This is a genomic window from Nocardia sp. NBC_01499 (genome assembly GCF_045040275.1).
GTDB lineage: Bacteria > Actinomycetota > Actinomycetes > Mycobacteriales > Mycobacteriaceae > Nocardia.
Genome location: NZ_CP109426.1, coordinates 3,089,429 through 3,103,191 on the forward strand (window position 1 = coordinate 3,089,429; position 13,763 = coordinate 3,103,191).

The 13,763-nt window shown below is 68.0% G+C and carries 13 protein-coding genes; 2 read left to right on the plus strand and 11 right to left on the minus strand.

Features of this window, described 5'->3' with window-relative positions:
- Window positions 1–2: 2 nt before the first annotated feature.
- The 11 genes from OG203_RS14265 to ctaD form a co-directional block, all read right to left on the minus strand.
- The gene (locus tag OG203_RS14265) at window positions 3–1,178 is read right to left on the minus strand and encodes a THUMP-like domain-containing protein (protein WP_405166124.1); all 1,176 of its coding nucleotides are present in this window, start codon (window positions 1,176–1,178) and stop codon (window positions 3–5) included.
- On the minus strand, window positions 1,178–2,155 hold the full coding sequence (locus tag OG203_RS14270) for a class I SAM-dependent methyltransferase (protein ID WP_405166125.1): 978 nt from the start codon (window positions 2,153–2,155) through the stop codon (window positions 1,178–1,180). The genes OG203_RS14265 and OG203_RS14270 overlap by 1 nt, the downstream gene beginning before the upstream one ends.
- Window positions 2,156–2,323: 168 nt before the next feature.
- Entirely contained in the window at window positions 2,324–3,100 is a 777-nt protein-coding gene (locus tag OG203_RS14275) for an enoyl-CoA hydratase-related protein (protein ID WP_405166126.1), read from the minus strand.
- 34 nt (window positions 3,101–3,134) lie between these two features.
- Complete coding sequence (locus OG203_RS14280) at window positions 3,135–3,905, minus strand: NUDIX hydrolase (RefSeq protein ID WP_405167875.1); 771 nt, start codon at window positions 3,903–3,905, stop codon at window positions 3,135–3,137.
- Window positions 3,906–4,141: 236 nt separating this feature from the next.
- On the minus strand, window positions 4,142–4,975 hold the full coding sequence (locus OG203_RS14285; protein ID WP_405166127.1) for an ABC transporter ATP-binding protein: 834 nt from the start codon (window positions 4,973–4,975) through the stop codon (window positions 4,142–4,144).
- A 60-nt stretch (window positions 4,976–5,035) separates the two neighbouring features.
- The gene (locus OG203_RS14290; protein WP_405166128.1) at window positions 5,036–5,203 is read right to left on the minus strand and encodes a hypothetical protein; all 168 of its coding nucleotides are present in this window, start codon (window positions 5,201–5,203) and stop codon (window positions 5,036–5,038) included.
- 167 nt (window positions 5,204–5,370) lie between these two features.
- Complete coding sequence (locus tag OG203_RS14295; RefSeq protein WP_405166129.1) at window positions 5,371–6,177, minus strand: aminoacyl-tRNA hydrolase; 807 nt, start codon at window positions 6,175–6,177, stop codon at window positions 5,371–5,373.
- Window positions 6,177–6,620 (minus strand): protease inhibitor I42 family protein, encoded by a 444-nt coding sequence (locus OG203_RS14300; protein ID WP_405166130.1) that lies wholly within the window; start codon window positions 6,618–6,620, stop codon window positions 6,177–6,179. The genes OG203_RS14295 and OG203_RS14300 overlap by 1 nt, the downstream gene beginning before the upstream one ends.
- A 92-nt stretch (window positions 6,621–6,712) precedes the next feature.
- The gene (locus tag OG203_RS14305; RefSeq protein WP_405166131.1) at window positions 6,713–8,194 is read right to left on the minus strand and encodes an amidase; all 1,482 of its coding nucleotides are present in this window, start codon (window positions 8,192–8,194) and stop codon (window positions 6,713–6,715) included.
- A gap of 87 nt (window positions 8,195–8,281) precedes the next feature.
- Complete coding sequence (gene serB / locus OG203_RS14310) at window positions 8,282–9,502, minus strand: phosphoserine phosphatase SerB (protein WP_405166132.1); 1,221 nt, start codon at window positions 9,500–9,502, stop codon at window positions 8,282–8,284.
- A gap of 125 nt (window positions 9,503–9,627) precedes the next feature.
- The gene (ctaD, locus tag OG203_RS14315; protein WP_405166133.1) at window positions 9,628–11,370 is read right to left on the minus strand and encodes a cytochrome c oxidase subunit I; all 1,743 of its coding nucleotides are present in this window, start codon (window positions 11,368–11,370) and stop codon (window positions 9,628–9,630) included.
- 295 nt (window positions 11,371–11,665) lie between these two features.
- On the opposite strand from ctaD, the gene OG203_RS14320 reads away from it, so the two are divergent.
- Window positions 11,666–12,472 carry a VOC family protein gene (locus OG203_RS14320; protein ID WP_405166134.1) on the plus strand — a complete coding sequence of 269 codons (807 nt, stop codon included), beginning with the start codon at window positions 11,666–11,668 and terminating at the stop codon, window positions 12,470–12,472.
- Window positions 12,473–12,544: 72 nt separating this feature from the next.
- Window positions 12,545–13,639 carry an ABC transporter substrate-binding protein gene (locus OG203_RS14325; protein ID WP_405166135.1) on the plus strand — a complete coding sequence of 365 codons (1,095 nt, stop codon included), beginning with the start codon at window positions 12,545–12,547 and terminating at the stop codon, window positions 13,637–13,639.
- Window positions 13,640–13,763 lie beyond the last annotated feature (124 nt).

The window sequence follows — 13,763 nt, forward strand, 5'->3', positions numbered from 1 at the left end:
CGTCAGCGAGTAGCCGCGACGGCGGTGCACAGGAAGGCCGTCGGCGTGCGGCCTATTCGGGTGATCACCAGGGTGAACGGTTGGGTGCCTTGGGGTTTGAGGGTGCGGCGGAGCTTGTCGGGGTCTACGTCTACGCCGCGGATCAGGATTTCCAGGGGGCCGCAGTCGTGGCGGCGGAGTTCGGCACGCAGGGTTTTCTCGCGGTAGTCGAGGCGGTCGATGATGCGGAAGCCTCGGGTTCCGGGTGGGACGGTGTCGCCGGTGAGGTAGGCGATGCGTGGGTCCAGTTGCCAGAGGGCATGTTTCGCGGCGTAGTGGCGGACAAGTCCGGCGCGGACGACGGCGCCGTCGGGATCGATGATCCAGTCGCCGGGTTCCCGTTCGGGGATGTCGTCGGTGTCCGCGTCGGTGAGGGTGAAAGATGTTCCGGCCGAGGACGATACGGTCGCGCGGCGGGTGACGGCGGGGTCGGTCAGGCCCGCCGACCAGAGGCAGGCCTCGCGGACGGCGCCGTCGAGGGAGACCACTTCGATCTCGCCGGACCAGTCGAGTCGGTCGAAATCCAGTCCGGGGGCACACTTTACGGCGAGATCGCGGCCGGGGTAGGCGGCGAGCAGGTCGGGCAGTGGTGGCTGCAGTTTCGCCGGATCGTGGGTGCGCCGCCCGTCCGCTCGCCGCGCCGGATCGGCGATGACGACGGTATCCCTACTCACCGGCACGAGCGCATCCGCCTTGGCCAGCAATACATTTCGGCGTCCGGCGAGGTTGTGCGCGGCCATCGACAACCGCACATCGTCCAGGTCGCTGCCGATCACGAACGTGCACACCCGCGCCAGCTCGGCGAGTTCCGCCCCGATCGAGCACGTCACGTCGTGCACCGCACGACCGGCCAACCGGGCGGCCCGCTGGCGCGCGACCAGCGTCGGGGTCGCCTGCTGCAAGGCGTCGTCGGTGAACAACCAGTCCCCCGCGCCGGCGAGCTTGGCACCCGCCTTGCGGCGCAGGCGCACCGTTTCGACGAGCGCCGCCGCCCGCCCGCCGTGTTCGCGGCGCACCCGCTCCAGATCACGCAGATGCGTTGCCTGGGACAGCTCCAGCCGGTCCACCTCGGTCAGCGCGGCAGTGCCCGCCGTGCTGCCGAGGAAGGCGACGTCCTCGCGACTGAAGCCGTAGCCCACTACTTGGCAGAACTACCCGGCTTCACGCCGGTGATCATCGCGTTGTAGAAGAACTGACGCGGCACCACCCGGCGCATGACGTTCTCGTCCAGCCAGCTCAGCCGCAGCCACGCCTTGTACATGGCCAACCGGTAGCCCATGGTCAGCTTCTCGTCCGGCACGGCCGCCTCGAACGTGCGCACCGGCCAGCCCCACAGCGCGGCCGCGAACTCTTCGGTGGTCGCCTTGACGTCGACGGCACCGGCCGAGCTCGCCATCCGCTCCAGGTCGCGCGGGTCGAACGTGTGCAGGTCGACGACCGCCTCGAGCGCCGCGGCCCGGGAGGACTCGTCGAGCTCGGTCTGCGGACGCCGCCAACCGGCCAGCTGCGGCAGCTTGGTGACGGTGGTGGTGGCCTTCCAGGTGGCCCGGCCGAGCCAGCGTGCGTAGAAGTTGCCCGCGGTGGTCGGCTCGCCCGCGAAGACGAAGCGGCCGCCCGGCTTGAGCACGCGCAGACATTCCTTCAGTGCGAGTTCGACATCCGGGATGTGGTGCAGCACCGCGTGCCCGCACACGAGATCGAAGGTGTCGTCCTCGTACGGGATGGTTTCGGCGTCGGCGACCCGGCCGTCCACGTCGAGGCCGAGGTTCTGCGCGTTGCGCAGCGCGACCTTCACCATGCCCGGCGACAGGTCGGTGACGGAGCCGGTCTTCGCCACGCCGCCCTGCATCAGGTTCAGCAGGAAAAAGCCGGTGCCACAACCGAGTTCGAGCGCGCGGTCGTACGGCAGCGGGGCGGGACCGACGGCAGCGTCGAACCGACCGCGGGCATATTCGATGCAGCGCTCGTCATAGGAAATCGACCATTTGTCGTCGTAGGTCTCCGCTTCCCAGTCGTGATAGAGCACCTGGGCGAGCTTCGTATCCTTGCGCGCTGCTTCGACCTCTGCCTCGGTGGCGTGCGGGTGAGGCGCGGGGTCGTCGGGACGTACCGTCATGGACGCCAAGCCTACCCAAACACGCAGATCCGGCCTGCTGTCGGCCCATGATTTCCGGCCACATCTGGACCGTTGGCCAGATAGGAACCTGTTCCGATCAGGTGATCTTCGACAACCCGCTGCTCAGACCGTCACAAACCGGACTTCAAAGATCGCGTTCGGGACGGCTCATCGACCGACGAATGCCGCCGAGCCCGGACCGTCCGCCAGGTAGGACTCGGTCCCGATCCGGCGGTCTTCGGTGGCGAACAAATCAGACCATTCGGTCTGTGCGCGGTCGAGGCCGTGCGGGCCCGCCTCGAACACCGCCTTCGCGGCGGCGAGGGCGCGGGCCGGGCCGTCGGTGAACTGCCCGGCCCACTGCAGCGCGGCGGTGTAGACATCGTCGGGCGCGACGACCTCGTCGACCAGACCCAGCGTGCGCGCCTCGTCGGCCTCGACGAAGCGACCGCTGTAGACGAGGTCCCTGGCCGGTCCCTGGCCGATCAGCAGGGAAAGGCGGCGGATCCCGGCGAGCGGGATGAGCCCGGCCTTGATCTGCGGCAGGCCGAGCTTGACGTTGTCGCCGATGATCCGCCGATCCGCGCCGAGCGCGAGCTCGAGCCCGCCACCGAGGCAGTAGCCGCTGATCGCCGCGACGGTCGGCTGCGGCAGCCGGGCGAGGCAACCGAGGTCATGCTGCAGATCACTCGCCATCGCGCGCGCCTGGTCTTCGCTCAGTCCGGCCAGCTCGGTCAGGTCGTCGCCCGCCGAGAACACCCGCTCGTCGCCGTAGAGCATGACCGCGGCGATCGACGGGTCCTCGGCGACGGTCTCGGCCGCCGCGGCCAGCTCCCGCACCAGCTGCGCGTTGAGCAGGTTCATCGGCGGGCGGGCGATCCGGAGGACGGCGACGCGGCGCGCGGTAGCACCCTCGGGCAGATCCAGGGTCACGAATTCGGCCATGGACGGAAACGCTACCGGGTGCGCACCCGAGGACTCACTTGCGGACGGATCCCTTGAGCCTGCTTCTATCCGGGAGATCGGCGAAGTAGCGCTGACTGTCCGGGAAGCTCAGCACCCGCTGTCCCACGGTGTCGGACAGTATCGGCATGATCGGCTCGATCACCGCGTCGGCGCCGAAAATCTCTGCGGTGGAACCGAATTCAGCGAGCGCGTCCAACTGCGACCAGGTGGGCGGCAGCAGGATGTCGGCACCGGCGCGCCACCGGTCCAGTGCCTCGGCCGGAGTACGCCACTGCACCTCCGCCGCCTCGGTGGTCGCGCCGTCGGCCAGCTGTCCGTCCGGCAGTACCGCGACGAAGAACCGGGTGTCGTAGCGCCGCGGCTCGACCACCGGCGTGATCCAATTCGCCCACGGCCGAAGCAGATCCGCGCGCAACACCAGATGCTCCGCGGCGAGGAAACCGGCGAGGGACAGTTCGCGTCGTTCCAGCCTGCCGCGTGCCTCGCGATAGCCCGCGGTGTCGGAGACCACGCTGTCGGCGGTCGGACCGGCAAGCAGCACACCGCATTCCTCGAATGTCTCGCGCACGGCGGCGCAGACGAGCGCCTTGGCCCTCGGCTCGGTGGTGGCGAAACGCTCTGCCCACCAAGCGGGTTCGGGCCCGGCCCATTCGATGTCGGCCGTGCCGTCGGCGGGGTCGACGCCGCCGCCAGGGAACACGGTCATCCCGGCCGCGAACGCCATCGCACCAACCCTGCGCTGCAGAAAGATCTCGGGCCCTGCGGCGCCATCGCGCACCAGCATCACCGTCGACGCATCCTTGGGCGGCACCAGCTGAGAGTCACCCTGCGCATTTGTCTCACTCACCCTTGCACCCTAACGCGTGCTTGGTCCCGCAAGCGACCGACCGAAGGCGCCCTTCAGCCGCCCACACCAGCAAATGGTCGCCTTCAGTCGGGGACCAGGCAGCGACCGAAGGCGACCTTTAGGGGGCGGACGCGATGAAGGGCGCCTTCGGTCGGGGTTACGGCACGGGGGTGTCAGCGGGTGCGGTGTTTTCCGGCGCGGCGCGAGCGACGGGCGAAGTAGCGGCCGTCCACGCGATCGAGTGCGATGGATTGGCGGAAGGCGTCACTCAGGTTTTCGGAGGTCAGCACGTCGCTGAGCAGTCCCTGCGAGACCACTTCACCCTCGTTGAGCAGGAGCCCGTGGGTGAACCCGGGCGGGATCTCCTCGACGTGGTGGGTGACCAGGACGATGGCGGGTGAGTCCGGGTCGGCGGCGAGATCGCCGAGCCGTTCCACCAGTTCCTCGCGACCGCCGAGGTCGAGGCCGGCGGCCGGTTCGTCGAGCAGCAGCAGTTCCGGGTCGGTCATCAGCGCGCGAGCAATCATCACTCGTTTGCGCTCGCCCTCCGACAGCGTGCCGTAGGTGCGGTCCGAAAGATGTTCGGCACCCAGGCTTTCCAGCATGTCGACGGCGCGATCGGTGTCGACGTCGTCGTAGCGTTCGCGCCAGCGGCCGAGCACCGCGTATCCCGCCGACACCACCAGATCGCTGACCTTCTCCTCGCGCGGCACCCGGCCCGCTACCGCCGCGGAGGACAAGCCGATGCGCGGGCGCAGCTCGCTGATGTCGACCTTGCCGAGCACCTCGCCGAGCAGATGGGCGGTACCCGAGGTCGGATGCATCTCGGCGGCGGCCATGCGGAGCAGTGAGGTCTTGCCCGCGCCGTTGGGCCCGAGCACGACCCAGCGTTCGTCGAGCTCGACCTGCCAGGTGACGGGGCCGACGAGCGTATGGCCCGAGCGGCGGACGGTGACGTCGGTGAAATCGATGAGCAGATCGGGATCCGGTTGCGGCACGCGGTCCATCTTGGCCCACCCGCCCGACTACTCGCCAACGCGGGCGGTGCGAAAAGCGTGTCGCTGGGGTCAGCGGCGGCGGCCGAGCGCGAAGAGATCGCGAAGGCGCTGGTCGTCGGGTTGTTCCGGAGGTTGATGGTCGTCATCGCCCGATTTGTGCAGCAGCCGGGCCACGATGAGGGCCAAGGGAACCGACAGGAGCACCCACAGGGCGAGAATCACCAGCAGCGTCGTCATAGCTGGTCCTTCCTTCGGTCGGCAAGGACGCGATGCCGCGATAACTACAAGCCTCCACTGGGAGAGCTCGGCGTGGGTAGGGCACAACGTCCTCGGTGAAGTTGCTCAGAGTGATACCCCAATTCGACCCGCGCAACGCACATTCCGCGCGGGCGTCTTTGCGACGGTTACGACGATCGGGCTGGCACCGCGATCACCGTCATCGAGCCGGGCGCCACCTCGGTGAACCCGGCGTCGCGCACAGCTACCGCCGTGCCGCGCGCGACCTGATCGGCCAACGCCTTCCATTGTCGCGCATCGGCTTCCCTTACCGAGCAACGGAATTCCCGCTCGGCCCAGCGCAGCGCATGCTCTGCGGTCAACGCACCGGCCAGCAACATGCTGGCGTGCCCGACCTGCGCGGCGGCCTTGCCCAGCGTCATGCCGAGTGCCGAATTCACCCACAGCACCGGCAGTTCCGGATCGGCGGGCCCCGGGTCGTCGTGCTCGAGGTCGGTGCCGCCGATCTGTAAACGCCGAATCCGCGGGTCGACGTCGCGGACCGGTCCAGGGACGAGTGCGCGGGCCTGCGCGCCGTCGAGGTCGACGGTGATGCCGTCCACCTCGTTCGCCGCGAGCCACTGGGCGCCACGGGCGCGCCGACTCACCTTGCGGATGCGTGAACGCTTCCAGGCCAGGTAGCGCGACGCCCACTCGCCGTCCGGACCGACCCTCGGATCGAGGCACAGCGCCACCGAGGCGGTGGCCGCCGCGGCGAGCAGCACGCTGCGCGGCGGCGGATCCACCTTGGGCAGGTGCAGCACGATCTGCATGGCCTGCACCATGGCCGGATCGTCGGGGTCGCCGGCGCCGCCGTAGCCCCGCGCGAGTTCCGCGTGCCGGACGCGGAAGCCCTCCGCATCGAATTCGACTGGCCGCACAGGGTTTTCCAGGGCGTCCCGGACTCCGGCACCGCATTCCGGGATGCTCGACATCACTCCACCTTGATCGTCAATGAATACGTTTGCGCGGGTTCGACACCCTGCTCCCACGGCCGCAGGTAATCCATCGAGAGCTTGGTGGTACCAGGGGCCTTACCGACGAAGGTCCACACCGTACCGCCGCCGGAGCCGGGCGCGACCGGCACGTTGGGATCCGGCTTGTACCCCGGATCGCCTTGCGCCTGAAGCAGATTCGCGTCCAGCTCGGTGATCTGCCACAGGTATCCGGTCGCCGGGTTCGCTGGCAGCGTCACCACGAGCGACTGCCCGACGGCGACCTGTCGTTCCTGCCCGTTATCGGCCTGGCCCGCCGTCACCGCGGCAGGCCCTTGGGCCGAGGTCGGCGCGGCCGAGGAGGTCGCGTCCGAGGACGAATCGTTCTTACCGCACCCGGCAACAGCCAATCCGAGCAGCAGCACAAGCAGAGATTTCCGCAACGCACCCTCCGATTTCGCCCTGACGATCCTGGTCGGCGCCAGCTTACCGACGGTGTCCGACGAATCCGGCCATTGGCTCCTCGTGCGCCCGGTCAGCCGAGCAACCCCTGGTAGGTGTGCTGCCAGGGGCGAATCCGCTCGAACGCCGCGGCAAGGCTCAGCACGGTGTCGTCGCGGAAACGGCGCCCGACGATCTGCATGCCGACCGGCAGCCCCTGTGCTGTCGTGCCGCCGGGGACCGAGATCGCCGGGTGGCCGCTGTAGTTGAACGGATGAGTCAGACACCAGCCGAGTACGGGATCGACGGTCTCCCCGTCGACCGAGTCTGGCCCGACGGTCCAGCCGTCGTCGGCGTTGGGCACCCCGGCCACCGCGAGGGTGGGGGTGATGATCGCGTCGTAGCGATCGAGGACGGCCAGGATCGCATCGAAGATCGCGGTGCGCAGGAACTGATCCCGGCGATTCTGCGCCATGGTCATCGCGGCGCCGCGGTCGGCGGCGTCACGCAGCTGCGGCGGCAGGTTGTCCCAGGACACGGTGCGCAGATCGAGCCCGAGATCGCCGAACATCTCGATCAGCGACACCATGGCCGACCCGGTGAGCCGCAGCCACAGGTCGGTGACCTCCTGATGCGGTGCGGGCAGCGCGAATTCGGGTGTTTCGACCTCGACGCCAGCAAGGTCGAACGCGCGCACCGCCGCGTCGACGACCGTGCGCACCTCGGCCTCGACCGGAAACCCGCCGAGCGTCGGCAGATACGCCACCCGCAGGCCGGCGACGGGCGCGAAGATCGCGTCGCTGTACCGCTGCGTCGGCAGCGGCACGCTGCCCGGATCGTGCTCGTCGAATCCCGCCATCGCGTCGAGCATCAGCGCGCAGTCCTCGACGGAACGGGCCAGCGGGCCGTTGCCCATGAACGGGTCCATGGTGAAGAAGGCGTCGGGGCGCACCACCCCGGCGAGTAGTCCGTAACTGGGCTTGAGGCCGACCACACCGCACATGGCGGCCGGAATGCGTACGGAGCCACCACCATCGGAGCCTTGCGACAACGCGCACAGTCCCGCGGCGACCGCGGCCGCGCTGCCGCCCGACGAACCGCCCGCGTTGTGGTCGAGGGCGAACGGGGTGCTCGTCGGGCCGAACAACCGGTTGTCGGTGGTCGCCTTGTGCCCGAATTCGGGGGTGTTCGTCTTGCCGAGCACGATGGCGCCGAGTTCCTCGAGCCTGCGCACGTGCGGCGCGGTTTCCTCCGGCACATAGGCGGCGAACTCCTTGACGCCGAACGTATTCGGCACACCGGCCTTGAAGTCGAAGAGATCCTTGATCGCGATCGGCACCCCGTGCAGCGGTCCGCGCACCCGCCCGGCGGCCACCTCGTCCTCGGCCGTCTTCGCCGCGGCCCGCGCCTCGTCGGCGAGCACGCTCACGTAGGCGTTGAGCGCGGGGTTCTTGTCCTCGATCCGGGACAGATACGCCTCGACCACCTCCACCGGAGATATCGCGCGACCGCGGATCCGCCGCGCGAGATCCGCTGCGGGAGCCAGGACCAGTTCTGCCACTTCATTGTTCGTCATGCAGCGACGCTAGCGACGAAAATCACTGCACTACTGTCGAATTAGATTAACAACAGCGAAAACTACGGTGCCCGTGCTACCGGCCGTTCACTGATCGAGTGGCACCCGCCGCACGCCGCCGTCGCGGGCGTCGGCGGCCTCCACCTCGTGCCGCGTGACGCCGAGCACGTACAGCACCGCGTCCAGGTAGGGGTGCGACAGTGCCGCGTCGGCGATCTCGCGCAGCGCGGGTTTGGCGTTGAACGCGACCCCGAGCCCGGCCGCGTTGAGCATGTCGATGTCGTTGGCGCCGTCGCCGACCGCGACCGTCTGCTCCATCGGCACCCCAGCCTCGGCCGCGAACTTGCGCAACGCGGTGGCCTTGGCCGCGCGGTCGACGATCTCGCCGACGACCCGGCCGGTCAGCTTGCCTCCCTTGATCTCCAGGGTGTTGGCCTGCACGAAGTCCAGCTCGAGTTCGTGCGCCAGCGGCTCGATCACCTGACGGAAACCGCCAGACACCACGCCGCAGCGGAAGCCGAGCCTGCGCAGCGTGCGAATGGTGGTGCGGGCGCCGGGAGTCAGCTCGATCCGATCGGCCACCTCTTCGATCACCGACGCGTCGAGGCCCTCCAGAGTCGCGACCCGCTGCCGCAGCGATTCGCCGAAGTCGATCTCGCCGCGCATGGCGGATTCGGTGACCTTGCGGACCTCCGCCTCCACACCCGCGTGCGCGGCGAGCATCTCGATCACCTCGCCCTGGATGAGCGTCGAGTCCACGTCGAACACGATGAGCCGCTTGGCCCGGCGGGCGAGTCCGGCCCGTTCCACCGCGACGTCGACCCGCTCGGCCACCGCGACCTCGGCCAGCGCCGTACGCAACCTCGAGTCGGTGTCCGCGCCGGTGTCGGTCGCGGTCACCAGCAGTTCCATCCCGGTGACCGGGTAGTCCGCGATGCCGCGGATGGTGTCGATATTGGCGCCGAGGATGGCCAGCTGCCGCGATACCGCGCTGAACGCGTGTGCGGTGACCGGGGCGCCGAGGATGACCACCGCGTGGGTGGACATCGGCTCTCTGCCGATCGCCGCGTCGACCTCCACGTCGACGTGCACGCCGACGGTGTTCATCGCTTCCTCGAGTTCGTCCTGCAGCGACTCGGGGTCACCTGGGCAGGTGACCAGCACGCCGAGGGTCAGCCGACCTCGGATGACGACCTGCTCGACGTCGAGCAGGCTCACGTGGTGCCGGGACATCGCCGCGAGCAGCACGGACGTCACACCGGGACGGTCGGGTCCGGTGACGGTGACGAGAACGGTGGTGTCGGCCAACTGAAGTACTCCAGGCTAGAAGTTGGTTGCGCTTGACCTCGTTGTCACGTCGCTGCTGTGCTGCACAAACGAGTGTGCACCCGCCGTTGACCAGCAGGTGCACACTCGTCGTCGTAATTGAATTCCTACTTGGTGACCACTGCGCCTTCGTGGACGTCGGTGGCGTGCTTGCCCGAACCCCAGCCGACGTGCGCTTCGGCGCGCATCCGCTCGACCATGTGCGGGTAGTGCAGCTCGAAGGCCGGACGCTCCGACCGGATCCGCGGCAGCTCGTAGAAGTTGTGCCGCGGCGGCGGGCAGCTGGTCGCCCATTCGAGGGAGTTGCCGTAGCCCCACGGGTCATCCACCGTGACGACCTCGCCGTATCGGAAGCTCTTGAAGACGTTCCAGAGGAACGGCAGCATCGAGGCGCCGAGGATGAACGCGCCGATGGTGGAGATGGTGTTCAGCGTGGTGAAGCCGTCGCTTGGCAGGTAGTCGGCGTAGCGACGCGGCATGCCCTCGGCGCCCAGCCAGTGCTGCACAAGGAACGTGGTGTGGAAGCCGACGAACGTGGTCCAGAAGTGCCACTTGCCGAGGCGCTCGTCCATCATCCGGCCGGTGATCTTCGGGAACCAGAAGTAGATACCGGCGAAGGTGGCGAACACGATGGTGCCGAAGAGCACGTAATGGAAGTGCGCGACAACGAAGTACGAGTCGGTGACGTGGAAGTCCAGCGGCGGGCTGGCCAGGATGACACCCGAGAGACCACCGAAGAGGAAGGTCACCAGGAAGCCGATCGACCACAGCATCGGCGTCTCGAACGTCAACTGACCGCGCCACATGGTGCCGATCCAGTTGAAGAACTTCACACCCGTCGGCACGGCGATCAGGAACGTCATGAACGAGAAGTACGGCAGCAACACGGCACCGGTGGCGTACATGTGGTGCGCCCACACCGCGATCGACAGCGCGGCGATGCCGAGCGTCGCGTACACGAGGGTGGTGTAACCGAAGATCGGCTTACGCGAGAACACCGGGAAGATCTCGGACACGATGCCGAAGAACGGTAGCGCGATGATGTACACCTCTGGATGCCCGAAGAACCAGAACAGGTGCTGATAGAGCAGGACGCCGCCGGACGCCGGGTCGTAGATGTGGCCGCCGAGGTGCCGGTCGTAGGCGAGGCCGAACAGCGCCGCGGTGAGCAGCGGGAAGGCAAGCAGGACAAGCACGCTGGTGACGGCGATGTTCCAGGTGAAGATCGGCATCCGGAACATGGTCATGCCGGGGGCACGCAGGCAGACGACGGTGGTCAGCATGTTGACGCCACCGAGGATGGTGCCGAGACCGGAGACGGCCAGGCCAAGGATCCACAGGTCAGCGCCGACACCGGGCGAGTGCAGGATGCTGGTCAGCGGGGTGTAGGCGGTCCAGCCGAAGTCGGCCGCGCCGCCCGGGGTGATGAAGCCCGCGGTCGCCATCGTGCCGCCGAACAGGTACAGCCAGTAGCTGAACGCGTTCAGTCGCGGGAAGGCGACGTCGGGGGCGCCGATCTGCAGCGGAAGCACGATGTTGGCGAAGCCGAACACGATGGCCGTCGCGTAGAACAGCAGCATGATCGTGCCGTGCATGGTGAACAGCTGGTTGAACTGTTCCGGCGAGAGGAACTGCAGACCCGGCCGCGCGAGCTCGGCCCGCATCATCAGCGCCATCAGGCCGCCGATGAGGAAGAAGCTCATCGCCGTCACCAGGTACATGACGCCGAGGACCTTGGGGTCGGTGGTGGTGACCATCTTGTAGAGATACGAACCCTTCGGCCCGGTCCGCGCCGGATACGGCCGAGTCGCTTCCAACTGCTGGACTGGCTGGGGCTCTACCGCAGTCACTGATCCTCCTGAAGGTGCCTTTAGGTCGCTCCGCAGGCTCCGCTGCTTGCATCCATCCCCGTGTCGGAACAGACGACAGTTCGCTTGCGCTCCTGGAATCGTAAACCGTGCTGCCGCAGCAATCCGCACGGGTCCTACTCTGTGTCGTATTTCGTTGATCGGGCACTGCGTTGATCAGACACCGCGCCGGTCGGCCACCGTGTCGGCCGGGCTGATCGACGGCAGCGATGAGTTTCGTCCGCGGCAGGCGTCTATATCGGTGATCAGTCTTCCACCCCTGTCCAGGAGATCAGCCATGACCGACCAGAACCAGCCCAAGCCCGGCGATCCCTGCTGGGTCGATCTCTACACCTCCGATGTCGATCGCAGCATCGCCTTCTACGGCGAGTTGTTCGGGTGGACCGCCGAGCGCGCCGCCGAGGAGTTCGGCGGCTATGTCACGTTCCGTCAGCACGGTCTCGCGGTCGCGGGCGCCATGGGACACAGCGAGGACGATGTCGACGCGCCGGAGCAGTGGACCGTCTACCTCGCGAGTACCGACATCCAGGCCACCGCGGACAAGGCGGTCGCACAGGGTGGCACCGTGGTCGTGCCGCCGATGCGGGTCGGCGATCTCGGCAGCATGGCGGTGCTCGGCGACGCGGGCGGAGTCGGCGTAGGTGCTTGGCAGGCAGGCACTTTCGGCGGTATCGAGACCGTCGCCCCGGTCTCCGGCGGACGTTGGGGCGACAACGACGGCGTGCCCTCCTGGTTCGAGCTGCACACCCGCGCCTACGACACCTCGCTCGATTTCTACCGCGATGTCTTCGGCTGGCAGGACCCGTTCACCATCTCGGACGCACCGGAGTTCCGCTACACCACCATTCACTCGGACAGCCCCATGCTCGGTGGTGTCCTCGATGCCTCGGCCTTCCTGCCCGAGGGCGTGCCAGGCGGTTGGGGCGTGTACTTCGGCGCGAACGAGGTGGACAAGACGGTCGCCAAGGTCGTCGAGCTGGGCGGTTCGGTGGTGCGTCCGCCCGAAGACACCCAATTCGGCCGGTTGGCCACGGTCACCGATATCACCGGCGCCCGGTTCAGCCTCGGCGGGGACAAGGCCTGACGACTCCCGCGACGGCGCGGCGACACTGACCTCTCCCCTTCCTGCCGCGCCGACGCATGTACCCTCACCCGCATGCCGCTGAGCGCCTTCGTTCGCACCCGAAACCGCACAGCTTCTCCCCGATCCGGCACCGCCCGCGTGGCGCGCCGGATCGTCGCCGTCGCGGCGTTATGCGTCACCGTTGTCGCCGCGGGCTGCAGCAGCAAGCCCGACGACGCGAGCAGCATCGTGCGCACCACCACGAATATCGCGGGTGCTGGCGTCATCGGGCTCGAGCGCGACACCACCAAGGCCTGTGCGCTGCCGAGCGCACCCGATCCGGCGAACGGCAGCACCCGCACCGTCACCCATGCCGCCGGTGTCTCGGAGGTGCCCGCCGATCCGCAGCGCATCGTCGTGCTCACCACCTCGGCGCTGGACGCGGTGTGCGCGGTCGGGCTGTGGGAGCGCGTCGTCGGCGCGGTCACCCTGGACGGCCCGAGCCCGCAGCCCGCCTATCTCGGCACCGGCGTGCTGAAGATCCCCGGCGTCGGCTCGGCCGCGCAGCCCGATCCGGCGCTGATCGCCGATCTGCATCCCGATCTCATCCTCGGCGATATCCCAACCACCACTGCGAGTTTCGACACGCTGCGGGCCATCGCGCCCACCGTGCTTGTCGGCGCGAACAACAGCTGGCAGGCCGAATTCACCGCGCTCGCAACGGGTTTGGGCCGACGCGCGGCCGCGGACACCGCACTCGACAACTACCGCACCGAGGCCACCGACACCGGCAACGCGATCTCGTCCAGTCAGACCCAGGCCTCGCTCATCCGATTCACCGGTGATACCAACGAGATTCAGGGCAACAACAGCTTCGCGGGTCAGGTCATCAGCGACGCGGGTGTGCAGCGGCCGACCGCCCAGCGCGGCCCGTCCTTCGACGTCAACCCCGACCAGTTCGCCACCAAGGTGGAAGGCGACCTGATCTACGTGATCCTCGCCGGTGAACAGGGCAAGCAGCACGGCGAGAAGGTGATGCGCACCGACGAGTGGAAAGACCTCGGCGCCGCCACCGACAAACGCGTCTTCGCCGTCGAGGACACCGTCTGGCACGGCAACGGTCTGGTCGCCGCCCGCGCGCTACTGACCGATCTGAACGGCACACTCAACGGCTTCGTCACAGATTGATGTAGTTCCGCAGTACCCCCTTGGGTGCGAATTTCCCCACCCTCGGAGGGACAACCACCAGCGCTTGGGTTGCTGTCGAAGTTCTCCCTCGTAGACGAGATTTAGAGGTACGCAAAAGACCTCT

Excerpts from the sequence above, each read along its gene's own strand:
- OG203_RS14270 (WP_405166125.1), bottom strand. The coding sequence starts at position 2,155 with ATGACGGTACGTCCCGACGACCCCGCGCCTCACCCGCACGCCACCGAG.
- OG203_RS14275 (WP_405166126.1), bottom strand. The coding sequence starts at position 3,100 with ATGGCCGAATTCGTGACCCTGGATCTGCCCGAGGGTGCTACCGCGCGC.
- OG203_RS14280 (WP_405167875.1), bottom strand. The coding sequence starts at position 3,905 with ATGCTGGTGCGCGATGGCGCCGCAGGGCCCGAGATCTTTCTGCAGCGC.
- OG203_RS14285 (WP_405166127.1), bottom strand. The coding sequence starts at position 4,975 with ATGGACCGCGTGCCGCAACCGGATCCCGATCTGCTCATCGATTTCACC.
- OG203_RS14290 (WP_405166128.1), bottom strand. The coding sequence starts at position 5,203 with ATGACGACGCTGCTGGTGATTCTCGCCCTGTGGGTGCTCCTGTCGGTT.
- OG203_RS14295 (WP_405166129.1), bottom strand. The coding sequence starts at position 6,177 with ATGTCGAGCATCCCGGAATGCGGTGCCGGAGTCCGGGACGCCCTGGAA.
- OG203_RS14305 (WP_405166131.1), bottom strand. The coding sequence starts at position 8,194 with ATGACGAACAATGAAGTGGCAGAACTGGTCCTGGCTCCCGCAGCGGAT.
- OG203_RS14320 (WP_405166134.1), top strand. The coding sequence starts at position 11,666 with ATGACCGACCAGAACCAGCCCAAGCCCGGCGATCCCTGCTGGGTCGAT.
- OG203_RS14325 (WP_405166135.1), top strand. The coding sequence starts at position 12,545 with ATGCCGCTGAGCGCCTTCGTTCGCACCCGAAACCGCACAGCTTCTCCC.